8 protein-coding genes and 1 pseudogene are annotated in these 24,776 nt (G+C 70.1%); 6 read left to right on the top strand and 3 right to left on the bottom strand.

Going from position 1 to position 24,776, the window contains the following annotated elements; all coding sequences use genetic code 11:
- Positions 1-22 precede the first annotated feature (22 nt).
- On the bottom strand, positions 23-7,864 hold the full coding sequence (locus tag JOM49_RS42945) for a type I polyketide synthase (RefSeq protein ID WP_245369328.1): 7,842 nt from the start codon (positions 7,862-7,864) through the stop codon (positions 23-25).
- A gap of 253 nt (positions 7,865-8,117) precedes the next feature.
- Between JOM49_RS42945 and JOM49_RS14220 the strand changes: the two genes are divergently transcribed.
- Positions 8,118-9,287 carry a 3-deoxy-7-phosphoheptulonate synthase gene (locus tag JOM49_RS14220; RefSeq protein ID WP_245369327.1) on the top strand — a complete coding sequence of 390 codons (1,170 nt, stop codon included), beginning with the start codon at positions 8,118-8,120 and terminating at the stop codon, positions 9,285-9,287.
- Between the two features lie 25 nt (positions 9,288-9,312).
- Complete coding sequence (mhpA, locus tag JOM49_RS14215) at positions 9,313-10,935, top strand: bifunctional 3-(3-hydroxy-phenyl)propionate/3-hydroxycinnamic acid hydroxylase MhpA (RefSeq protein ID WP_209664765.1); 1,623 nt, start codon at positions 9,313-9,315, stop codon at positions 10,933-10,935.
- A 348-nt stretch (positions 10,936-11,283) separates the two neighbouring features.
- Here mhpA and JOM49_RS43670 read toward each other — a convergent pair whose 3' ends face one another.
- Complete coding sequence (locus JOM49_RS43670) at positions 11,284-14,022, bottom strand: helix-turn-helix transcriptional regulator (RefSeq protein WP_209664764.1); 2,739 nt, start codon at positions 14,020-14,022, stop codon at positions 11,284-11,286.
- 151 nt (positions 14,023-14,173) lie between these two features.
- On the opposite strand from JOM49_RS43670, the gene JOM49_RS14205 reads away from it, so the two are divergent.
- Genes JOM49_RS14205 through JOM49_RS14190 form a run of 4 tightly spaced genes read left to right on the top strand, consistent with a single transcriptional unit; the run spans position 14,174 to position 19,019 of the window.
- The gene (locus JOM49_RS14205; protein ID WP_209664763.1) at positions 14,174-15,571 is read left to right on the top strand and encodes a glycosyltransferase; all 1,398 of its coding nucleotides are present in this window, start codon (positions 14,174-14,176) and stop codon (positions 15,569-15,571) included.
- Positions 15,572-15,577: 6 nt separating this feature from the next.
- On the top strand, positions 15,578-16,636 hold the full coding sequence (locus JOM49_RS14200; protein WP_209664762.1) for a DegT/DnrJ/EryC1/StrS family aminotransferase: 1,059 nt from the start codon (positions 15,578-15,580) through the stop codon (positions 16,634-16,636).
- A gap of 2 nt (positions 16,637-16,638) precedes the next feature.
- Positions 16,639-17,814, top strand: a complete 1,176-nt coding sequence (locus tag JOM49_RS14195; RefSeq protein ID WP_209664761.1) for a cytochrome P450 — start codon at positions 16,639-16,641, stop codon at positions 17,812-17,814.
- Positions 17,815-17,825: 11 nt separating this feature from the next.
- Positions 17,826-19,019 (top strand): cytochrome P450, encoded by a 1,194-nt coding sequence (locus JOM49_RS14190; RefSeq protein WP_209664760.1) that lies wholly within the window; start codon positions 17,826-17,828, stop codon positions 19,017-19,019.
- Between the two features lie 557 nt (positions 19,020-19,576).
- Here JOM49_RS14190 and JOM49_RS14185 read toward each other — a convergent pair.
- Positions 19,577-24,760: pseudogene (locus JOM49_RS14185) on the bottom strand (SDR family NAD(P)-dependent oxidoreductase); the annotation flags it as partial.
- Positions 24,761-24,776: the final 16 nt, after the last annotated feature.

Here is a 24,776-nt window from a genome sequence, read left to right as displayed (position 1 = left end):
TCTGCTGACTAGCCAGGAGGCATCACGAGAGGTCGGAGAGTTCCCCGTCGATGATGTCGAGTAGCCGGTCCACCGGGACCGAGTTGATGTCCTCTTCGGACGGTCGTGCCGGGGCGGATCCGCGCAGCCGCTGCAGGATCGCCTCCAGCCGCTCGCCGATGGCCCCGCTGTCGGCGTCCTCGGCCCACAGCGCCGCCTCGAACCGGTCCAGTTCGCTGGCCGCCGAGCCGCGCGGCCGCTCGGTCACCAGGTTCTCGGCCAGGTAGGCGGCCACCGCCCGCGGGGTCGGGTAGTCGAACACCAGCGCCGCGGGCAGTGAGATGCCCGACTTCACCCGCAGGCGCTCGCGCATCTCCACCGCGGTCACCGAGTCGAAACCCTGCTCGCGGAACACCTTGTCCGCCGGGATCGCTTGTGGACGGGCGTGTCCGAGCACCGCCGCCGCTTCCGCACGCACCAGGTCGAGCAGCACGCGGCCGCGGTCGGCCTCCGGCAGGTCCGCCAGCCGCTGCCACAGTTCCGGTTCCTCGACGGGCTCCGGCTCGACGGTCACTTCCGGCAGGTCCGAGAGCAGCGGGCTCGGCCGGGTCGCGGTGAAGCTGGGTGCGAACCGCTGCCAGTCCGTGTTCGTCACCGTCAGCAGGGTTTCGCCGTCCTCCAGCGCCTGCTGCATCGCCACCAGCGCCAAGCGCGGTTCCATCGGGTGCACCCCGATGCGGCGCATGTGCTCGGCCATCTCCGGGTTGTCCGCGCCGAGTCCGGCGTCGGCCCAGGAACCCCAGGCGATCGAGGTCGCCACCAGGCCTTGACCGCGGCGGTGCGTCGCCAGCGCGTCCAGGAAGGCGTTGCCCGCCGCGTAACCGGGCTGGCCACCGCTGCCCCAGCTGCCCGCGCCCGAGGAGAACAACACGAACGCGTCCAGCTCGCCGGTGAGTTCATGGAGGTTCCAGGCGGCGGCCAGCTTCGACCGCAGCATGCCGTCCAACTGCTCGGCGGTGACCGAGCCGATCGGCGCGTCTCCGACACCCACACCCGCCGCGTGCACGACGGCGTTCAGCTCCAGGCCGTCCAGCAGCGCGCGCAGGGCTTCCCGGTCGGCCGCGTCGCAGGCGGCGACGGTCACCCGCGCGCCCTGGTTTTCCAGCTCGGCCCGCAGTTCCGCGGCGCCCGGCGCGTCCGGCCCGCGACGGCTGGTGAGCACCACGTGCTCGGCGCCGCTGGCCACCGCCCACCGGGCGACCTGCCCGCCGAGGCCACCGGTGCCGCCGGTGATCAGGACCGTGCCACGCAGGCGCCAGTCCTCCGGCCGCGCGCCCGTGGCGGGAGCGTGCACCAGGCGGCGCCCGAACGCCCCACCGGACCGCACGGCCACCTGGTCCTCTTCGCTGGTCAGCGCGCTGGTGAACCGCTGCGCGGCCCGCTCGTCGAACTGCTCGGGCAGGTCGATCAGGCCACCCCAGCGCCGCGGCAGCTCCAGCGCGGCCGAGCGGCCGAGGCCCCACAACGCGCCCTGCTCGGGACGCAGCACCTCACCGGGGTTCGCGACCGCCACCGCCCCACGGGTGACCAGCCAGACCGGGGTCTCGATCCCGGCGTCACCCAGGGCCTGCACGACTTCGACGGAGTAGAGCAGTCCGGCCGGGACAGCACCGACCGGCGGCGCCTCGCTCAGCCCGGCCAGCGACACGACCCCGGCGAACTCCTGCCCGGCGAGGTCCTCGAACTTCGCAGCCATCGCCTTGCGGTCGGAGACCTCGACGCGCACCACGTCCGATCCGAGCGCGGCGAGCACGGCGGTGGTCCACTCGTCCTCGCGGTCCAGCACGGCCAGCCACGGACGGCCGGGCTTGGCGGAGCGTTCGGGCAGCTTCACCCACGATTCGCGGTAGCGCCAGGAGTCCACAATGGACTGGGCGCGCCGCCGGTTCCGCCAGGTCGCCAGCGCGGGCACCATGGTGGCGGCCGTCTGGGGGTCGACCTCGAGCGCGGAGGCGACGCTGTCCAGATCACCGTCGTCGACCAGGCTCCAGAACGCGGCGTCCACCGGGTCCGAGCCCGCCGCCGCGGCCGGGGCCGCGAGTTCCGGCCAGAACCGCTGCCGCTGGAAGGCGTAGGTCGGCAGGTCCACCCGCCGCGCGCCGGTGCCGGCGAAGATCGCGCGCCAGTCCACCGGCACGCCGCTGACGTGCAGTTTCGCCAGCGCGGACACTGCCGCGGTCTCCTCCGGGCGGTCCTTGCGCAGGACCGGCACCAGCGTCGCGTCCGGCGCGGAGTCGGCGGCCATCCCGGACAGCACGCCGTCCGGGCCGAGCTCGAGGAACACGTCGGCGCCCGCTTCGGCCAGCGTCCGCACGCCGTCGGCGAAGCGCACCGTGCCGCGCACGTGCCGCACCCAGTAGTCCGGCGAGCACAGTTCGGCCCCGGTGGCGACGCACCCGGTCAGGTTCGACACCACCGGCACCCGCGGCGCGGTGAACGACAGCCCCGACACCACCGCCCCGAAGTCATCCAGCATCGAGTTCATCAAGGGTGAGTGGAACGCATGGCTGACCGGCAAACGCCTAGATTTCCGCCCTCGCCCGGTGAACTCCGCCGCGATCCGAGCCGTGACCTGCGCGTTTCCGGAGATCACCAGTGAGCTCGGCCCGTTGATGGCCGCGATTGACACGTCCTCGGTGAGCAGGGGCGCGACCTCGTCCTCGGTGGCCTCGATCGCCACCATCGCGCCGCCCGCCCGTCGCCCACCACCACCCTCAACGGAGTCGCTGCGCGACGCTGAGTCAACTCCAGGGAGGGCCTGCATCAGCCGAGCCCGCGCGTTGACCAGCGTGCAAGCGTCCTCCAGGCTGAACACCCCGGCCACGTGCGCGGCGGCGACCTCGCCGATCGAGTGCCCAGCGAGGTAGTCCGGCTTGACACCCCACGACTCGACCAGCCGGAACAGCGCCACTTCGATGGCGAACAAGGCGGGCTGGGTGTGCCCGGTCTGGTTCAGCGCGTCCTCGTCCGCTCCCCACATCACGTCCCGCACGTCGAGGTGTTCCAGCACCTCGTCCAGCGCCGCCGCGAACACCGGGAACCGCTGGTACAGCTCACGTCCCATGCCGATCCGCTGCGAACCCTGCCCGGAGAACAGGATCGCCACCGACCTCTCGCCCGCTTCACCGCGCGCGACCTCGGTAAGCCCGTTCTGGCTGGACAGCAGCACCGCACGGTGTTCGAAGGCGGACCGCGAGACCACCGTGGAGAAACCGATGTCGAGCGGATCACTGTCGACCGCCCGCAGCCGCTCGGCCTGCGCGTCCAGCGCCGCCGGCGACCGGCCCGAGACCAGCCACGGCACCACCGACGGCGTGACCTCGGTGTGCTCGGCGACCTGCGGCTGCGGAGGTGCCTGTTCGATGATCACGTGTGCGTTCGTCCCGCTGATGCCGAACGAGGACACCCCGGCCCGCGCCGGGCGGTCCCGCACCGGCCAGTCCCGCGGCTCGGTGACCAGCTCGACCGCGCCCGCCGACCAGTCCACATAGGAGGACGGCCGGTCCACGTGCAGGGTCTTGGGCAGCTTGCCGTGCCGCAGCGCCTGCACCATCTTGATCACCCCGGCGACGCCCGCCGCGGCCTGCGTGTGCCCGAGGTTCGACTTCACCGAGCCCAGCAGGAGCGGCTCTTCGCGGTCTTGCCCGTACGTGGCGAGCAGTGCCTGCGCCTCGATCGGGTCCCCGAGCGTGGTGCCGGTCCCGTGTGCCTCCATGGCGTCCACGTCGGACGGCTTCAGCCCGGCGTTGGCCAGCGCCTGCAGGATCACCCGCTGCTGCGACGGCCCGTTCGGCGCGGTGAGCCCGTTCGACGCGCCGTCCTGGTTGACCGCGCTGCCGCGCAGCACCGCGAGGATCTGGTGCCCGTTGCGCTTGGCGTCCGACAACCGTTCCAGCACCACGAAACCGACGCCCTCGGACCAGCCCGTGCCGTCCGCCGCCTCGGCGAAGGACTTGCAGCGGCCGTCCGGTGCGAGCCCGCCCTGCAGGGAGAACTCCACGAAGGTCTGCGGGGTCGACATCACCGCGACGCCACCGGCCAGCGCCAGGTCGCATTCGCCGTCACGCAGCGACTGCCCGGCCCAGTGCATCGCGACCAGCGACGACGAACACGCCGTGTCCACGGTGACCGCCGGGCCTTCGAGGCCGAGCGCGTAGGCGACCCGGCCCGACACCACGCTGCCCGCGTTGCCGATGCCCCAGTACGCCTCCGAACCCTCCGGCGGCTCGGCCAGTCCCCAGCCGTAGTCGTGGTACATCACGCCGGCGAACATCCCGGTCTTGCTGCCGCGCAAGGAGAGCGGGTCGATCCCCACCCGCTCGATCGCCTCCCACGAGGTCTCCAGCACGAGCCGCTGCTGCGGGTCCATCGCGAGCGCCTCACGCGGCGAGATGCCGAAGAACCCGGCGTCGAAGTCGGGGGCGTCGTAGAGGAAACCGCCCTGCTGGCAGTAGCTGGCGCCGGACTCGGAACCGAACAGCCGGTCCAGGTCCCAGCCGCGGTCGGCGGGGAAGTCCGAGACCACCTCGGCGCCCTCGGTGACCAGCCGCCAGAGGTCCTCCGGCGAGCGCACCTCACCGGGGTACCGGCAGGCCATGCCGACGATGGCGATCGGCTCGTCCGGGCCGGTCACCGGCTCGTCCACGACGATCGGCGCGGGCTTCTCGCCGAGCAGCACGGCCCGCAGGTGCCGGGCCAGCGCCACCGGCGTCGGGTAGTCGAAGGCGACCGTGGCGGTCAGGTTCAGCCCGGTCGCCGCGGCCAGGCGGTTGCGCAGTTCCACCGCGCTGACCGAGGTGAAGCCCAGTTCGCGGAAGGTCTTATTGGCTTTTGCCGGGGGTACGGGGGTCGCCCCCCGGGAATCACGAGCTCCGGCCCGCTCGCCACCCGAGATGCCGGGGATGGTCGCCACCTCGGCGCGGATCAGGTCGACCAGGAAGGTCTCCCGCTCCTCGACCGCCATCGCGGCGACCCGCTCCTTGAGGGACGCCGAATCCGGCTTGGGCGCGGTGTCGACCAGGCCCCGCAGCAGCGCGGGCACGGTCCGCGCGGCGGTCTGCTCGTTGACCCGCATCACCACGGCGTGCGGCAGGTCCATCGCGGTGACCGCGTCGAACATGGCCAGGCATTCCTGAGTGGACAGTTCGGCGGCCTGCGCGGCGGTGCCCAGCGCGACGCACACCGCAGGCAACCGGCGGGCGCGCCGGGCCTGCGCGAGCGCGGTCAGGAAGGCGTTGGCGGCGGCCTGCTCCCCGCGTCCGGCGGCGCCGAGCGCACCGGCGACCGAGCCCAGCAGCACGAACGCGGCCAGCTCGGTGTCCTTGGTCAGCTCGTGCAGGTTGACCGCACCGTCCACGACGGACCGGAACGCCAGGCGCCGGTCCCCCGGCGGCGCGGCCGGGCGCTCCACCTCGCCGTCGCAGTGCAGCACGGCGGTGATCGGCCGCTTCAGCCCGCCGAGCACCTCGGCCAGTGCCTCGCGGTCGCCGATGTCGCAGGTCGCGGTGGTGACCCGGGCGCCGAGCTTGACCAGTTCCGCTTCGAGATCGGCGTTCGCCGGGTTGAGCAGCAGCAGGTTCCTGGCGCCGTGCGCGGCCACCAGGTGCCGGGTGAGCGCCACGCCCATCGGGCCGGTGGCGCCGGTGACCACGACCGTCCGCTTGGGATCGAGGTTCATCGGCTCGGCGTCGGTGGTCGCGGTGACGCGCATCAGGCGCGGGCGGAACGCGATCCCGCTGCGGATGGCCAGCTGCGGCTCGTCCGAGCCGACCGCGAACGGCAGCACCGGCGGGAAGTGCTCGTCGAGGTCGACCAGCACGAACCGGTTCGGATACTCGGCCTGCACGGACCGCAGCAACCCCCACAGCGAGGCGTGCACCAGGTCACCGACGTCCTCACCGGCACCCGTGGCCAGCGCTCCCCTGGTCACCACGACCAGCTTGCACCCGGCGAGCCAGTCGTCGTGGGCCCACGACCACAGCAGATCGGACAGCTCGCGCATCGCCTCGTGCGCGGCATCGGTGCCGGTGCGGCCGCTGGGGCAGCACAGCACGGCGACCTCCGGCACCGGCTCGCCCAGCGACGCGGCCACGTGCAGCGCGGCGGCGTCGGCGTGGGTGTCCACCGACATGCCCGCGGCCACCAGGCCCTCGCTCAGTCCGAAGTGGTCGGTGCCGAGCACGGCCCACTCGGTCGGCAGCGGCTCGGTGCTGGTGCGGACCGACGGCAACGGCACCCAGTCCGTGCGCAGGAGCGATTCGTGCCTGCCGCCGCTGGCCGCACGCAGCCGCGCGGGCCGGTCGAGCAGCACGTGCCGGGTGATCTTGCCCGACGGCGTCCGCGGTACCTCGTCGATCTCGTACAGCTCTTCGGGCACCTTGAAGTTGGACAGCTGCTCGCGGCAGGCGTCGAACAGGCGCTCGGGGTCGAGGCCGGGACCCGGGACGACGAAGGCAATCGGCACCTCGCCGAGCACGTCGTGCGGCCGCCCGACCACTGCGACGTCGGCCACGCCCGGCACGGTCCGGAGCACTTCCTCCACCTCGCCGGGGTGGATGTTCTCGCCGTTGCGGATGATGAGTTCCTTGATCCGCCCGGTGATCGTCAGGTACCCGGCCTCGTCGCTGCGGGCCAGGTCGCCGGTGCGGTACCAGCCGTTGACCATCGCCTCGGCGGTCGCCTCCGGCTGGTTGTGGTAGCCGACCATGACGTTCGGGCCGCGGACCCACAGCTCGCCCTCGTCGCCGGGCGCCACGTCCAGGCCGGTGTCCGGGTCGACCAGGCGCACGGCCAGGCCGGGGATCGGCAGCCCGCACGAACCGTCCACCCTGGTCCCGGTGATGCTGTTGACCACGAAGGAGCCGCAGGCCTCGGTGCTGCCGTAGCAGTCGAGCAGCGGCACGCCGAACACGCGCTCGAAGTCGTGACGCAGGGCGGCCGGGCAGACCGTGCCGCCGGTCATGCAGGCCCGCAGGCTGCTCGCGCGGACTTCGATGTCCTTCGCGGCTTCGAGAAGGTAGTGGTAGAGCGCGGGAACACCGGCGAGGAAGGTGTAGTCGTCCTCGCCGAGGGTGCGCAGCACGTCCTCGGCGGCGAACCCGTCCATCAGGTGCGCGGTCGCGCCGACCGCGGTCACGCCGAGCACGGTGAAGATGTGCGCGAGGCTGTGGTGCAGCGGCAGCGGCCACAGCACCAGGTCCTCTTCGGACAGTCCGATGACCGGCGCGTAGCAGGCGGCCACCGACCACAGGCAGTTGCGCTGGGTGGACAGCACGCCCTTCGGCTTGCCGGTGGTGCCGGAGGTGTAGAGCATCCAGGCGACGTCGTCGAGTTCCTGGTCGTCCCGCGCGGGCAGGCCCGGCGGGGTGTTCATCAGGTTCCGGTAGGACACCACGGAACCGTGCTCGGGCAGCGGCTCGTCGCCGGTGACCACCACGCGCAGGTACGGCCGCCCGGCCAGCAGCGCGAGCACCTGCGCCAGGTGCCCGGGGTCGGTGATGATCACGCTGGCGCCGCTGTCGTCGACCACGTGCTCGAGTTCGGCGGCCGCCGAGTGCGGGTTGAACGGCACGCCGACCCCGCTGGCCCTGGCGATGGAGAGGTAGCTCTCGATCACCTCGACCGAGTTGCCCAGGTAGATCAGCGCCCGGTCACCCGGCTGCAGCCGCAGGCCCGCGAGGTGCCCGGCCAGCCGCCCGGTCCGCCGGTGCAGTTCCGCGTAGGTCACCGCCCGCCGGTGGTCGCGGAAGGCGACCTTGGCCGGCAGTCGCTCAGCGTGCGCGGCCAGCAGTTCGGGCAGGGGCCGGATCAGCTCTGTACGCAACATCAGCGGAACTCCCGGAGTCGGCGGTGCAGTTCACCAGCGCGATGCTGCCCGCCGCACAACGGTTATTTCCCTGCATCACCCCCTTATGACCCCCCTATCTTCGTCCCGGTGCAGTCATTTCCCTAGTGTGTGCGCGCTCGCGCCGATCCGGGCTCCGGTGGCTGGTAGCGTCCGTTTTCGTGCACATTTTCCACCGTTGACCGCCCACCAACCGGGTCGAAAAGGCCAGTGCCAACGCAGGAGATGGTGCCGAATGCAGCCCACCATGCGCCGGACCGGCAGCGGCCTCGATCCGCTCCCCGCGGCCGAGCAGCCGAACTGGCGGCACCACCCCGACCACGAGCGCACACAACGGCGGCTGGCCACAGCTGAGCCACTGGTCACCGCGGAAGAACTGGCCGAGGTGAAAGCCGCGCTGGCCACCGTCGCCGAGGGCTCCGCGCGGATGCTTCAAGCGGGTGACTGCGCCGAGAGCTTCGGTGACGCGAGCCTTTCCCACACCGCCGCCAAAGTCACCGTGCTCAACGAGCTGGGCGACCTGTTCGGCAAGAAGCTTTCCCAGCCGGTGGTCCGTTTCGGACGGATGGCGGGGCAGTACGCGAAACCGCGGTCGAACGCGTTCGAGACGGTCAACGGCGTCGAGGTGCCGGTGTTCCGCGGGCACCTGATCAACTCCGCCGAACCGGACCCCGCGAGCAGGCAGCACGACCCGCGCCGCATGCTGTGGGCCTACCACGCCAGCGCCGAAGTGCTCGGCGCGTTGCGCACGCACTGGGAACCCGAGTCGCACAGCGGCCCGTGGACCAGTCACGAGGCGCTGGTCCTCGACTACGAACGCCCGCTGGTCCGCAGTGGACCGGGCGGCGACTTCCTCGGCTCGACGCACTTCCCGTGGATCGGCGAACGCACGCGCCAGCTCGACCACGCCCACGTGCACCTGCTGGCCTCGGTGACGAACCCGATCGGCTGCAAGGTCGGCCCCGGTACGGACCCGGAAACCGCGCTGCGCCTGTGTGCACTGCTCGATCCCGACCGCGAGCCCGGCAGGCTGACGCTGATCGTGCGCATGGGTGGCGCGATCGAGCGCGCGCTGCCGCCGGTGGTGCGGGCGGTGCGCCAGGCCGGGCACCCGGTGGTGTGGCTGAGCGATCCCATGCACGGCAACACCGTCCGCGCCGAAACTGGGCAGAAGACCAGGTATCTGAGCGACATCATCGACGAGGCCGCCGCGTTCACCCGGATCGTCGAGGAGCAGGGCGCCCACCCGGGCGGGCTGCACCTGGAGGTGGCGGCCGAGGACGTGACCGAGTGCGTCGGCGGGCCGGTGGCCGGCGAGCGGCAGCTCGGTGCCCGGTACCGGTCGCTGTGCGATCCGCGGCTGAACCCGGAGCAGGCCTTCGAACTGATCGACACCGTCTACTGATACTGACGCGAGCGGGATGGAACTCATGCCAGAACCCAGGACGACCGCCGACGTGGTGATCGTCGGCAACGGACCGGCCGGTCAGACCCTGTCCATGCTGCTCGCCCAGCGCGGGTGGCGGGTGATCGTGCTGGAACGCTGGCCGGAGCCGTACCCGTTCCCGCGCGTCAAGGGGTTCGACGGGGAAACGGCGCGCAACTTCGCCGCCGCGGGCATCGGTGAGGCGCTGCCGGAAATCTACGAACGGCTCGGCGAGTACGAGTTCCTCAACGCCGACGGCCAGCGGCTGATGCGCTTCGACGTCCCGTTCGAGACCGGCCGTGACGGCTGGCCACCCGCCGTGGTCATCCACCACCCCACCCTGGAAGCCGCGCTCTCCGAGCAGGCCGCGAAACTGCCGACGCTGAAGGTCCTGACCGGCCACACCGCCATCGGCCTGGTCGACCACGAAGACCACGTCGAGGTCGAGGCGCCGGGCCCGAACTCGGACTACGACCGGATCACCGCGTCCTGGGTCATCGGCTGCGACGGCGCGAACAGCTTCGTGCGCGAGCACATCGGCTCCACCAACACCGACCTGGGCTTCAAGCAGGACTGGCTCCTGTGCGACGTACTGTTCAACGAGCCGCGCGAATTCCACCCGAACGACCGGCAGATCTGCGACCCCCTGCGGCCCACGACCATGGTGGCCAGCGGCCGGGGCCACCGCCGGTGGGAGTTCCGGCGGCTGCCGGGTGAGACGGTCGAGCGGATGAACCGGCCGGAAAACGTGTGGCGCCTGCTCAAGCGCTTCGACGCGACGCCGGAGAACGCGACGCTGTGCCGGCACACCATGTACACCTTCCAGGCGCGGATCGCCGACAAGTGGCGGGAAGGCCGGGTCCTCATCGCCGGCGACGCCGCCCACCTCATGCCCCCGTTCGCCGGTCAAGGCATGTGCTCCGGCGTGCGCGACGCCGCGAACCTGGCGTGGAAACTGGACCTGGTCCTGCGCGGCGTCTCCGACCCCGCCCTGCTCGACGAGTACCCCGCCGAGCGGGACCCACAGGTGCGGCACGCGATCAACGTGTCAGTCGAAATGGGCAAGATCATCTCGGAACTGGACACCGTCGCCGCCGCCAACCGGGACGCCCACCTGCTCGGCATGCAAGCAGCCCCCTCCGCCGACGGCTCCTCCTCAGAGGACTCGTCCTCGTTCTACTCGCTGGAAGCCGGCGTCATCCGCCTGAACTCCTCCGGCTCCCCCTTGGCCCCAGCCGGGGAACTGAGCCCACAAGGCCAGGTCGCCCGAGGAAGCGCGGTAGGCCTCTTCGACGACATCGTCGGCCGAGGCTTCGTGCTGATCTCGACCTTCGATCCGTTCTCCGTGCTGGACAGCGAAGACCTGGAGTTCCTGGACAACATCGGCGCCCACCTGGTGCGCGTCCTCCCGTCGGACACCTCGCCGGACGAGGTGAAACCCCACGAGGTGGTCGACGTGCAGAACGTCTACCTGCCCTACCTGGCCGCGTCGAAGCAGGTCGGTGCCCTGGTACGCCCCGACTTCTACCTCTTCGGCGGCGCCACCGACCGCGCCGACCTCTCCACCCTGGTCCGGGACCTGCGCACCCACCTCACCACCCGCGCCAAGGTCCCCGCCCTACCCTGATGTCACGAAAGCCACATTCGTGACATCGCCGGGCGCCCTCCCGCGACACAAATGTGGCTTTGGGAGCCGATCCCGCCCCCAAAGCCACATTCGTGTCCACCGGTGCACCCAACGCCACATTCGCGCCCAGCGCCCCAACTCACACATTCGCACCCAAGGCGCCCCCCGCGCATCCCGACAAAACCACGCTCCCAACAACACCCAGCAGCCCACCAGCACCACCCACACTCCCCCATCCCCACCCCGGTCCAAAGCCCAAAACACGGCAAGGCTCCCTTGTCAAGGCATCATTCCCGCCTTGACAAGGGAGCCTTGCCGTAGTCACAATAAAAAACCGGGGCGGGGAACCTACGCCGTACCAGCCAGATCCGTCAACAAATCCGCCGGTAAATCCTTCCGATACTTCACATTCAACTTCCGATAAACCCGCGTCAGATGCTGCTCAATAGTACTGGGCGTAATGAACAGCTTGTTCGCGATCTCCCGGTTCGTATACCCCACAGCCGCCAACGCCGCCACCCGGCGCTCAGCATCAGTCAGCGCATCGATCCCCTTGGCAGCAGGCGTCTTCCGCTTGGCGACCTCCGGCTTCGAAGACCGGCTCGGCAACAGTTCCTCACACAACTCCGCAGCATCACAAGCGTTCGCCACATGCCAGGCCCGCCGCGCGATCGTCCAGGCCCGCCGATGTTCCCGCAGCGCCTGGTGCGTGCGGCTCAGGTCAGCCAACGCCAGAGCCAGCTCGTACTGATCCCCGTGCTCCTCCAAAATGGACACTGCCTCCGCCAGCAACTGCGGTCGCGTGTGCGGCTGGCTCGTCGCCGCCAGCAGGCGCAATGCGGTGCCCCGCGTTCGCGAACCGCCCGGGCCCAGTTTCGCCAGTTGCTCGTTGATCAACCGCCGGGCTTCGTCGCGGTTGCCGTGTCGTAGCCACGCCTCGGCCGCACTGGTCCGCCACGGCACCAGGCCCGGCATGTCCAAGCCCCAGCTCGTCATCAGTTCACCACAGGCCAGAAAATCTGCCAGCGCCGCGTAGTGCCTGGTCGTGGCCAGGTAGTGCGTCCCGCGCGCGGCCAGGTAGTGCAACCCGTGCCGGCTCTGGAACATCGCCTCCGGCACCGACTGCTCCAGCTGCTTCGCCGCGTCGGTGTGCCTGCCCATCCGCGTCAGCGCGGTGATCAGCGAGCCCAGCGGCAGGCCAGCGCCCACGCCCCAGCCCGTCGGCGGCAGCAGGTCCAGCGCGGTCTGCGCCTGGTCGACGGCCACCGGCAGCTCACCTCGCCGGACCGCGATCTCCGCCCGCGCGGCCGCGAACAACGCCCGGCTCACCGGCGTCCGCGACTCCGCCAGCAACCGCTCGCAAGCCGTCTGCGCGACCTCCAGCCGGTCCGCGTAGACCAGCGCCAGCAACGCGGACATCGCCGTTTCCGGCCCCCACGACAGGCTGTCGCTCGGCCGTGCCGCCTCCAGCACCTGCTCGGCGTCGGTCACCACCTGCTCACCCGGCCCGTACGCCAGCACCCCCGCCAAGGCCGCGGTCGCCTTCAACGAGGGCCCGGTCGTCAGGTCGAGCGATCGCCTCGCCGAATCGACCGGCACCTGACCGCGCGTCGCCAGTGCCGGGTGCGAGCAGGCCAGCCACAGCTCCATCGCCCGCGCGTCCTCGCCACCCCGACCTCCCCGCAACACCGGCCGGTCCTGCTTCTCCACCACTTCCAGCGCCCGCTTGGCCTCGGCGAACCGGCCGTCCCACAGCAACTGCCGCACCAGAGCCAGCACATCGGGCTCGGCGAGCCGGTCCACCGCCTGCACCAGCGGCGGCAGCCGCCGCGCCGCCGCCGACGGGTTCACCCGCCACTCCGCACGCGCCAGCCGTGCCGCGATCGCCGCCCGCTCCTGCGTCCCCGGGCACACGCGGTGCGCGAGTTCGAGGAACCGCACTGCCTCCTCGATCCGCTCGTCGCGCAGCGCGTGGTCCGCCGCCTCCACCAGCACCGGCACCGTCCACGGGCTGTGCACGTCCTCGGCGTCGAGCAGGTAGGGCGCCACCTCGACGGCCGACGCGCCCTGGTCGTGACGCAACCGCGCGGCCGCCAGGCTCCGCGCCCGCCGGTCCTCTGCGGACATGTCCGCCAGTACGGCCGCCCGCGCTTCCGGGTGCCGGAACTGGCCGTGTTCGAGCAACTCCGCCGCGTTGAGCAGCTCGATCGCCGCCTCCACCGCGGCCACGCCCAGGCCACCGAGGTCCGCGATCATCGCCGAACTCGCCGTGTCACCGAGCACGGCCAGCGACCGCGCCACGGTCAGCACGTCCGGCTCACACCGGTGCAGGCTGCTCAACAGTCCCTCGCGGAAGCACGGCCCCGGCACCACCTCGCCCGGCTGCTCCGGCAGGTCCGCCAGCACCGCCCGCACCAGCAGCGGACTGCCCCCGGTCACCGGGTACAACTTCGGCGCGAGCCGCCGCGCCCGCCGACCGCCCAGTTGCTCGGCGGCCAGCGCGGCCACCCCCTCTTCCGACAACGGCGGTAACTCCAAGTGCACACAGCCGTGCCGCGCGAGTTCGTCGTGCAGCGGGGAGTGCCCGGGCCGGGGAGTGTCCACTTCGGTCAGCACGAGCAGGACGTCTGCGTCATCGAGCCGTCGCAGCAGGTAGCACAGCCACTCGACCGATTCGGCGTCCGCGTGCTGGACGTCGTCGACGGTGACCAGGATCGGCGCCTGGTCGAGCAAGATGCGGCACAGCGAATGCCGCACCCGGGCCAGCTGCCGCTCATCGACTTCCCCGGCACCGATTTCCAGGACCCGATCAAGCCGTTCCGCGGTCTCCGGCGGCAGGCTCAGCCCGCGGAACAGCTGGTGCACCACACCGAACGGCAGCGCGCGCTCCGCACGTGAGCACGAAGCCGCACAGTGGGGTCGATCGACCGCGTCGGCCAGCGCGCCCAGCAGCTCCGTCTTGCCGGTGGCGACCGGCCCGGTGAGGCGCACCACGTGGCCGCCCGTGCCGAGCAACCCGGTCAGGCGGTCCCACTGGGCTTCGCGCTCGACCAGCCCGGCGGGCAGTTCAGCGCCCCGGTCCGCCATGTTCGCGCACCCCTTGGAATCTACCGAATCGACACTCCTCCACCTGCACTGAATCATGTATTCTCCCAGCACACCCGGGGTACTAGGGGTTTTCCTCGAGTTGCCGTGAGCCCCACGACAAGGCTCCGGCGGGTGCGCCATGCTCCCGGTCATGGCGTCGTCCGAGTACCCGAGTCAGCGCCCCATCCTGTTCGTCAGCTATTCCGAAAGCGGACTGCTGAACCCGATGCTCGTCCTGGCGGAGGAACTGTCGCGCCGGGGTGTCGCCGACCTCTGGTTCGCCACCGACGAGAACCGCCGCGCGGCCGTCGAGGGTCTGAACGCGGGCACCCCGGTCGAGTTCTTCTCCCTCGGCGAGCCCGTCCACGAACTCTCGTCGACCCAGTGGGACGACGAGACCTACCGCCTGGTCACGCAGAAGTCCAAGTTCAAGGCCCGGCGCGCGGTCATCGAGCAGACCGACAACCCGTGGCTGCGCGTGCCGAAGTACCGCAAGCTCGAAGAGGCCGTGGACAAGATCAACCCGGCGCTGCTGGTGATCGAGAGCATGTGCCGGTTCGGCATCGAACTGGCCATCACCAGGAAGATCCCGTACGTGCTGAGCGTGCCGTTCGTGCCGAGCAACGTGCTCACCTCGTACGTGCCGATCGGCAAGTCCTACACCCCCAAGGGCTTCCCGATCCCGCACTCCGGCCTGCCGTTCCGCGGTTCCCTCGCGCAGCGCGTGAGCAACAAGCTGTTCGGGTGGCGCACGCTGACCATGGCGATGTCCAAGGACATGAAGGCACGCCAGGGTGAGGACGCGAAGGTCCGCGCGGAACTCGGCGTCGCCCCGGCGGCGTACGGCCAGTTCGTGCGCGTCGAGCAGGCGGAACTCGTGCTGTGCAACACCATTCCCGAGCTGGACTACCCGTTCGAGCTGCCGGAAAAGGTGCGCACGGTCGGCGCGATGATGCCGCCGCTGCCCGAATCGGCCGACACCGAGATCACGGACTGGCTGTCGGCCCAAAATTCGGTGGTCTACATGGGTTTCGGCACCATCACCCGGCTCACCGCCGAGCAGGTCGGCTCGCTGGTCGAAGTGGCCAGGCGCCTCGACGGCAAACACCAGGTGCTGTGGAAGCTGCCCACGGAGCAGCAGAAGTGGCTGCCGCCTGCCGACCAACTGCCGGGCAACCTGCGCATCGAGAACTGGGTGCCTTCGCAGCTCGACGTGCTCGCGCACCCGAAGGTGAAGCTGTTCTTCACGCACGGCGGCGGGAACGCCTACAACGAGGGCGTCTACTTCGGCAAGCCGCAGGTGATGCGGCCGCTGTGGGTCGACTGCTACGACCAGGCCGTGCGCGGGGAGTCCTTCGGCATCAGCCTCACGCTGGACAAGCCGCGGGAGATGGACGTCGACGACGTGCTGGACAAGCTGACCAGGGTGCTCTCCGACGACTCCTTCCGCACCGAAGCCGAACGACTCGCCCGGCTGCAGCGCGAAGCGGGTGGCCGCGAGGCGGCCGCCGACCTCATCCTCGGCCTCCCGGCGATGGCGAAGGACTGAACCACGATGGCTTACAAGTACCCGGTTTCCCAGCCGTGGCTGGAAGGCCGTGAGCTGGAGTACGTCACCCGGGCCGTCACCGACAACTGGATCTCTTCCCAGGGCCCGTACGTCCGGCAGTTCGAAGAGGCTTTCGCCGCCTACAACGATGTCGAGCGCGGCGTGGCCTGTTCTTCGGGTACCACCGCGCTGACGCTCGCGTTGCGCGCGCTCGGCATCGGCCCCGGCGACGAGGTGCTGGTGCCGGAGTTCACCATGATCGCCTCCGCGTGGTCGGTCACCTACCTCGGTGCCACGCCGGTGTTCGTCGACTGCGGTGACGACCTGAACCTGGACCCGGCGCTGATCGAGGCCAAGATCACCCCGCGTACCAAGGCGATCATGCCGGTGCACGTCTACGGCAGGCGCTGCGACATGGACGCGATCATGAACATCGCGTTCGAGTACAACCTGCGCGTGGTCGAGGACACCGCCGAGGCGCACGGGGTGAAACCGGTCGGCGACATCGCCTGCTACTCGCTGTTCGCGAACAAGATCATCACCTCCGGCGAGGGTGGTATCTGCCTGACCAACGACCACCGGCTGGCCGACCAGATCGCGCACCTGCGCGGCATGGCGTTCAGCAAGGAACACAACTTCCTGCACAAGAAGCTCGCCTACAACTTCCGCATCACCAACCTCCAGGCCGCGGTCGCGCTGGCGCAGGTCGAGCGGCTGGACGAGATCCTCGAACGGCGTGCGGCGATCGACAAGCGCTACACCACCGGTCTCGAAGGAATCAGCGGTATCACGCTGATGCCGCCGCGGGACGTGCTGTGGATGTACGACCTGGTGGCCGACCGGCGTGACGAACTGATGGCCTACCTCGCCGGCGAGGGCATCGAGACGCGGTACTTCTTCAAGCCGATGAGCCGCCAGCCGGGCTACCTCGCCGAAGGCTGGGAGAAGCTGAACGCGAACCGCTTCGCCGAAACCGGCCTGTACCTGCCGACCTACACCCAACTGACCGAATCGGACCAGGACTTCATCATCGGGAAGATTCGCGGGTTCTACGGGGAAGAGTGACCATGTCGAGTGTCGAACAGCCGCTGGTCCCGTTCATGCTGCGGCGGCCGGGGCAGCCGTTCCCGCCGAACGAGTACGCCCAGTTCCGCCGGCTCGACGGGCTCGTCAAGGCCTCGCTGCCGACCGGCGGCTCGGTCTGGCTGGTGACCCGGCACGAAGACGTGCGCAAGGTGCTGACCGAGCCGATGATCAGCTCGAACCCGTCGAAGGAGGGCTTCCCCCGGCCGGGCCGCACCGGTGGCGCGCCGTCCGCGCACGACGTGCCGGGCTGGTTCGTCTCGCTGGACCCGCCGGAGCACAACCGCTTCCGCAAGGCGCTGATCCCGGAGTTCACCGTGCGCCGCATCAAGGAGATGCGCGACGCGGTGGAGACGATCGTCGACGGCGTGCTGGACCGCATGCTGGCCAAGGGGAACTCGGCGGACCTGGTAGCCGACTTCGCGCTGCCGGTGCCGTCGCTGGTGATCTCGTCGCTGCTCGGTGTGCCCAAAGTGGACCGTGACTTCTTCGAGTCGAAGACGCAGATCCTGGTCACCATCAGCTCCAGCGACGAGGCACGCGACGACGCCAGCCAGCAGATCCTGCGTTACCTGAACCGGCTGATCAAGCTGCGGAAGAAGCGCCCAGGTGAGGACCTGATCAGCAGGCTGGTCGCCGGGGGCAAGCTCGACGAGAACGAGATCTCCGGCGTGGCCATGCTGCTGCTGATCGCCGGGCACGAGACCACCGCGAACAACATCGCGCTCGGCGCGATGACGCTGATCGACAATCCACAGTGGATCGGCGACGAGCGGGTGGTGGAGGAGCTGCTGCGCTACTACTCGGTGGCCGACATGGTGGCGCTGCGCGTGGCCGTGGAGGACGTGGAGATCGGCGGTCAGCTGATCAGGGCCGGTGAGGGCGTCGTGCCGCTGGTGGCCGGGGCCAACCACGACGAGACGGTGTTCGAGCGGCCAGGCGAGTTCGACCCCGGCCGGTCGGCGCAGCACCACGTGGCCTTCGGCTACGGGGTACACCAGTGCCTGGGGCAGAACCTGGTGCGGGTCGAAATGGATGTGGCCTACCGCAAGCTGTTCGAGCGCGTGCCGACGCTGAAGGTGGCCGAGGCTCCCGAAGGCCTGCCCTACAAATACGACGGTGTGCTGTTCGGGCTGCATGCCCTGCCTGTTTGCTGGTAGGAGACTGGGGAATGACAACTTCGCAGGATGAGCTGCCATCGCTGGCGGCGGAGTCGGAAGGCCTGCTGCGGTTGCGGCCGAGCACGCTGTTGCGCGGCCTGCAGGAGCGGGCGCCGATCTGCCGCGTGCGGACGCCCGCCGGCGACGAGGCATGGCTGGTGACGCGTTACGCCGAGGTCAAGCAGCTGCTGATGGACGAGCGGATCGGGCGTTCGCACCTGGACCCGCCGTCGGCACCGCGGTACGTCGACAACCCGTTGCTGGACATGCTGATCATCCCGGACCACGACGCCGCGCGGGAGGCGCACAAGCAGACGCGGTCGTGGCTGGCCCCGAACTTCACCGCGCGCCGCGTGCTGAACCTGAAGCCGCGCGTGGAGGAAATCGCCTCGTCCGTTTTGGACTCCTTCGCCGAGTCCGAGCGGCCCGCCGATCTGCACGGGGGTTTCTCGTTCCCGTTCGCGTTGCTGGTGCTGTGCGAGCTGATCGGTGTGCCGCTGGAAGAGCGGGGCCGGATCCTCGAGCCGCTGGAGCAGATGGGCGGCGTCGACGACCGGGACGGCGCCGAAGGTGGAATGGGCGCGATCTTCGCCTATGCCGCGGAACTGGGCGCGCGCAAGCGTGAGAAGCCCGGCGAGGACGTCATTTCGCGCATGGTCCAGAACGGCGCCACGGACGAACAGGTCGGCCCGATCGCCGCGAACCTGCTGTTCGCCGGCTTGGAGAGCGTCGCCTCGCACATCGACCTGGGCGTCGCACTGCTCTCGTCGAACCCAGACCAACGCGACGCGGCTTTGTCCGACCACCAGCACCTGACCAACGCCGTCGAGGAGATTCTGCGCGCGGCCAAGGCCGGCGGCTCGGCGCTGCCGCGATATGCCAGCGAGGACATCGAAATCGGCGGGGTCACCATCCGCGCCGGTGACCTGGTGCTGATCGACTTCACCCTGGCGAACTTCGACAGCCAGGCTTTCGACGAGCCCACCCGCTTCGACGTCACCCGCTCGCCGAACGCCCACCTGACCTTCGCCCACGGCATCTGGCACTGCATCGGCGCGCCCCTGGCCCGGGTACAGCTGCAAGTCGCCTTCTCCACCCTGTTCACCCGATTGCCGGACCTCACCCTGGCGATCCCGGTCAGCGACCTGCACATGCGAGGCAGCGGCCTGGCCGACGGCCTAGGCGGCCTCCCCGTCACCTGGTAGCCCCGATGTCACCCCCCGCGCCAACGTAGAACTCAGCTGCCCCAACGTAGAACTCACCTTCCCGAACGTGGCACTCGGCTTCCTGGACGTGTAGTTCGACTTCCTGAACGTGGGACACGCCCCTCAGCGAGTCCCACACTCCCGCACCCGAACTACACACTCGTGCAGCCGAATCTCACACTCGTGCAGCCGAACCTCACACTCGTGCAGCCGAGTTACACGTTCGCGCGCCCACTGGTGAGGCCCGCCGAGGCATACCCGGCCAAAGGCGTGCCCACCCGGCATACCCAGCCCCGGGGGCTCGCGACCATGCCGTGCCACGAATGTGGCTTTGGGGGCGGATTCGGCCCCCAAAGCCACATTCGTGTCCCTCGGCGGAGACCGCCCAGTGGGGGGCCGGGACCCGAGCGGCCCAACTCCAGTGGCCGCCCACCCCTCCCCATCCCCGGTCCCAAGCCAAAAACACGGCGATGGCCCCTTTGTCAAGGCATCTTTCCCGCCTTGACAAAGGGGCCATCGCCGTAGTCACCCTAAAACACCGGGGTGGCCCCCAGCACTCACAACGTACTCAGCCAATCCTCGATGACATCCGCGGTCATATCAGAGGCCTCTTTCACCATAGCCATATGATCAGCCTCGATCATCCGTACCTCAGTCGTCGGAATCGGCACTTCCGTGAGAGCCGTTTCCAATTCCGTACCGTCGACCTCCACCGCACACCGGATCAACAGCTTCGGCGCCTCAGGATGCAAACCGATGTCCGTCATCTTCATGAACCAGTGCGCCATCGCCGACAGCCGGGCGCTGTTCATTTTGACGGCGGGCGAATCCATCGTGTTGAAGTAGTTGTTCGAGACCGCGTCGAAGTTGATGCCTTCGTTCGTGTCGTAGCGCAGGCTCAGGGTGTCCAGCAGGATCACCGCCTCCGGGCTCACGCCCCAGGTCTGCTCGAGCACCGCCGCCGCGAAGTAGGCCAGGGTGCCACCCGTCGAGTGCCCCACCAGCACGAATGGTTCCCCATCACTGGCTTCCAGCACGCTTTCCGCGACCACCCGAGCCGCGGCTTCGGTGGTCGCGGGCAGTGCCTCACCCGGCGAGAAGCCCACCAGCGGCAACGCCGACACGTGCCGCTTCCCACGCAAATGAGCGGCGATCCGCGCGTACATGTGCACACCGGCGCTCGCGCCCGGCGCGCTGATGCAGATCAGCCGCGGCGTCGAAGGGCCTTCCGCCAGGGTCACCGCGGCGGGCAACTCCTCCAGCTCCGCCGGCGTGTCGAAGGTCGGCCGCAGTTGCGCGACGAACTTCAGCATCCGCAGGCCTTCCACCGCCTTGCCCTCGTTCACCGCCTTCATGAACAAACCCTGCACGGTGTCGTTCGGGTCCACCAACTGAGCCCCGGCACCGCTGGAAATCGAAGCCGAAGCCGCCTCCGCGGGCAGTTCGCCCTGCAACCATTCCGCCAGTTTCGACGGCGTCTTGTTGTCGAACACCACCGAACTCGGCAGCTTCATCCCCAACAGTTCCGAGAGCTGGTTCCGCAATTCGACCGCGATCAGCGAGTCGAAGCCCAGCTCGAGGAAGTCCCGTTCCGGATCGACCTCGCCCGCGTCGCTGTGCCCCAGCAGCACCGCCGAAGTCTGCACCACCAGCTCCTGCAACGCGTCCTGCTGCCCGGCCGGGTCCATGCCACGCAGGCGGTCCAGCACCGTCACCGAGGCCTTCTCCGCGGCCGCGGGAACCGGGTCACCGAGCAAGCCCCGGAACAGAGGAGCCGCGCCACCCTGTGACCGCTGGCCCTCTTCGTTGAAGTGCATCGGCACCACGAACGCGTCCGACCGCGAGATCGCCGCCTCGAACAGGGCCATGCCCTGGTCCGGCGTCAGCGGCGGCATGCCGGAGCGCATGATCCGCTCCATCGCGGCCTGGCTCAGCCCGCTGGTCATCCCGCTTTCCTGCGCCCACGGCCCCCACGCCAGCGAGGTCGCCGCCAGGCCCAGCCCCTGCCGGTGCTCCGCCAGCGCGTCGAGGAAGGCGTTCGCAGCGGCGTAGTTGCCCTGGCCGACCGCACCCGTCACCGAGGACACCGACGAGTACAACGCGAAAACCGGCAGGTCCATCGAGCGGGTCGCGACGTGCAGGTTCCACGCCGCGTCCACCTTCGGCCGCAGCACGGCGTCGAGCCGCTCCTGCGTCAGCGAACCGACGAGACCGTCGTCGAGCACACCGGCCGCGTGGATCACCGCGGTCAGCGGGTGCTCGGCCGGGATCGACTCCAGCGTCTCCGCCAGCGCGGCCGCGTCGGCCACATCGCAGGCGACCACCTTCACCGAGGCGCCCAGTTCCGAAAGCGACGCCTGCAACTCGGCCGCGTCCGGTGACTGCGGACCACTCCGCGAAGCCAGCAGCAGGTGCCGGACCCCGCGTTCCGCGACCAGGTACCGCGCGAGCACCTTGCCCAGCCCGCCGGTGCCCCCGGTCAGCAGGACGGTGCCCTGCGGGTCCAGCTCACGAGGCGGCAGGTTCTCCACGTCCAACCGCGCCAGGCGCGCCACCCGGACGCTGCCCTTGCGCAGCACCACCTGCGGCTCGTCCCACGACAGCAGTGACGGCAGGACCGCCGGCGAGGTCTCGGTGTCGTCGAGGTCGACCAGCAGGAAGCGGCCGGGGTTCTCCGACTGCGCCGACCGCACCAGCCCGCAGGCCGCCGCGGCACCGACGTCGGTCACCTTCTCCCCCGGCAGCGCGACCGCGCCACAGGTGATGAAGACCAGCTTCGAGTTCGCGAACCGCTGGTCCTCCAGGCTCTCCTTGATCAGGCCCAGCACGCGCCCGGTCAGCTCGTGCACCGAAGCGGGGCCGCCGGAGTCCAGCCGCCCGGCCACCGACACCAGGAAGACGTCCGGGGCGAGCCCGCCGTCGACCAGGGTGTCGCCCAGCTTCTCGCCGTAGGCCGTGATGGTCTCGCCCGCGCCGTACATCTTGTGCGCCATGTCGAACTCGTCCGCGCCGATGACCGCCCACCGGGCGCCACCGGCCGGGGTCAGCGCGGCCGTAGCGGGTGCCCAGTCCAGGTGGAACAGCGACGGGTGACCGCTCGGCAGCTGTGGTGCGCCGCCGCTCTCCGGGCGGGCACCACCGGTCGGCCAGAAGCGCTGGTTCTGGAAGGCGTAGGTCGGCAGGTCGACCCGCTTCGCGCCCATCCCGGTGAAGTAGGCGGGCCAGTCCAGCCGCACCCCGCTCACGTGCAGGCGGGCCAGCGCGGTCAGCACCGACTTCTCCTCCGGCCGGTCCTTGCGCAGCACCGGCACGACCGCGACCTTGCGCGGCGCGTCTTCGAGGCTTTCCTGCGCCAGCGCGGAAAGCACCCCGTCCGGGCCGAGTTCGAGGAACGCCCCGACCCCGTCGGACACCAGGGTGCGCACGGCGTCCCCGAAGCGCACGGCGTCACGCACGTGCCGCACCCAGTACTCGGGCGAGGTCACATCGCCACTGGTGACCACCGGGATTTCCGGCGCGGCGAACGAAAGCCCGGAGACCACCGCGCGGAACTCGTCCAGCATCGGGTCCATCAACGGCGAGTGGAACGCGTGCGAGACGTGGAGCGAACTCGTCTTGCGCCCCTCACCCTCGAATTTCGAGGCGATGGCGGCGACGGCGTCGGAATCCCCGGACACCACCACCGACGACGGCCCGTTGATCGCGGCGAGCGACACGGCATCGGTGAGCAGCGGGGTGACTTCCTCTTCGGTGGCCTTGATCGCCACCATTGAGCCCCCGGTCGGAAGCCCCTGCATCAGCCGCGCCCGCGCCGAAACCAAGGTGCACGCGTCTTCCAGCGAAAGCACCCCGGCCACATGCGCGGCCGCGATCTCGCCAATCGAGTGCCCGGCCAGGTAGTCCGGCGAGACACCCCACGACTCGACCAGCCGGTACAGCGCCACCTCGATAGCGAACAACGCGGGCTGCGCGTTCCCCGTCTGGTTCAGCGCGTCGGCGTCCTCGCCCCACATCACCTCACGCACGTCGAGGTGCGCGAGCACTTCGTCCAAAGCGGACGCGAAGACCGGGTAGCGGGCGTAGAGCTCACGCCCCATGCCGATCCGCTGTGAGCCCTGACCGGTGAACAGCACCGCGAGCGAGCGGTGCGAAGCCGTGCCGCGGGCGAGTTCGGTGGAGCCGACCAGCACGGCCCGGTGTTCGAACTGCGAGCGCGTGGTGGCCAGCGAGTAGCCGACATCGACAGCGGAATACTCGGAAAGCGCGGCCACCCGCGAAATCTGCGCGTCCAGTGCGGCTTCGGACTTGCCGGAGACCAGCAGCGGCACCAGATCCGTGCGCACGCTCGCCGGTTCCGTGGTCACCTCGACCGGCGGCGCCTGCTCCAGGATCACGTGCGCGTTCGTGCCGCTGACCCCGAACGAGGACACCCCGGCACGACGGACGCGCCCGGCGTCCGGCCACGGCGTCGGTTCCTTGAGCAGCTGGACCTTGCCCACCGACCAGTCCACATGGGACGACGGTTCGGTGACGTGCAGCGTCTGCGGCAGCGTGTCGTGCCGCAGTGCCTGCACCATCTTGATCACGCCCGCGACCCCCGCCGCGGCCTGCGTGTGCCCGAGGTTCGACTTCACCGCGCCCAGCAGCAGCGGCCGCTCACGGTCCTGGCCATACGTGGCCAGCAGCGCCTGCGCCTCGATCGGGTCACCCAGCGTGGTGCCCGTCCCGTGTGCCTCCACCGCGTCCACATCGGACGAGGAAAGCCCAGCCGAAGCCAGCGCGGCCCGGATCACCTCGCGCTGCGCCGGTCCGTTAGGTGCCGACAGCCCGTTCGAAGCACCGTCCTGGTTCACCGCGGAACCCCGGATGACCGCGAGCACCTCGTGCCCGTTGCGCTGCGCGTCGGACAGCTTCTCCAGCAGCAGCACGCCGATGCCCTCGGACCAGCCCGTGCCGTCGGCTCTGTCGGAGAACGCCTTGCAGCGCCCGTCCGGCGCGAGCCCGCCCTGCCGGGTAAACCCGGCGAAATTCGACGAAGTGGTCATCACCGTGACGCCACTGGCCAGCGCCAGCGAGCACTCCCCGTTGCGCAGGGCGTGCCCGGCCAGGTGCATCGCCACCAGCGAGGACGAGCACGCCGTGTCGATGGTGACCGCCGGGCCCTCCAGCCCGAAGGTGTAGGACAGGCGCCCCGAGATCACGCTGGCCGAGGTGCCCATGCCGGCGTGGCCTTCGACGTCCTCCTGCGAGGCGATCAGCACGTGCCCGTAGTCCTGGCCGTTGGTCCCGGCGAACACGCCGGTCCGGCTGCCCCGCAGGGAGACCGGGTCGATCCCGGCCCGCTCGATCGCCTCCCAGGACACCTCCAGCAGCAGCCGCTGCTGCGGGTCCATCGCCAGCGCCTCACGCGGGGAGATGCCGAAGAAGCCGGGATCGAACTCGGCGGCGTCGTAGAGGAAACCGCCCTGCAGGGTGGCGCTCTGGCCCTGGCCGTCCCCGGCCAGCACGCTGAGGTCCCAGCCGCGGTCGGTCGGGAAGCCGCCGATCGCGTCGGTGCCGCCGTCGAGCAGCGACCACAGGTCCTCCGGGGAGGACACCCCGCCGGGGAAGCGGCACGCCATGCCGATCACCGCGACCGGTTCGTGCCTGCCCGCCTCCGCCTCCTCGAGGCGCCGCCGGGTCTCGTGCAGATCGGCGGTGACCCACTTCAGGTATTCAACGAGCTTCTCTTCGTCGGGCATCGTCGGAAAACCTCTC

The sequence above is a fragment of the Amycolatopsis magusensis genome (assembly GCF_017875555.1).
Taxonomy (GTDB): Bacteria; Actinomycetota; Actinomycetes; order Mycobacteriales; family Pseudonocardiaceae; genus Amycolatopsis; species Amycolatopsis magusensis.
Note: the sequence above shows the minus strand (reverse complement) of the source record. Positions and strands in the feature narration are given on the sequence as shown.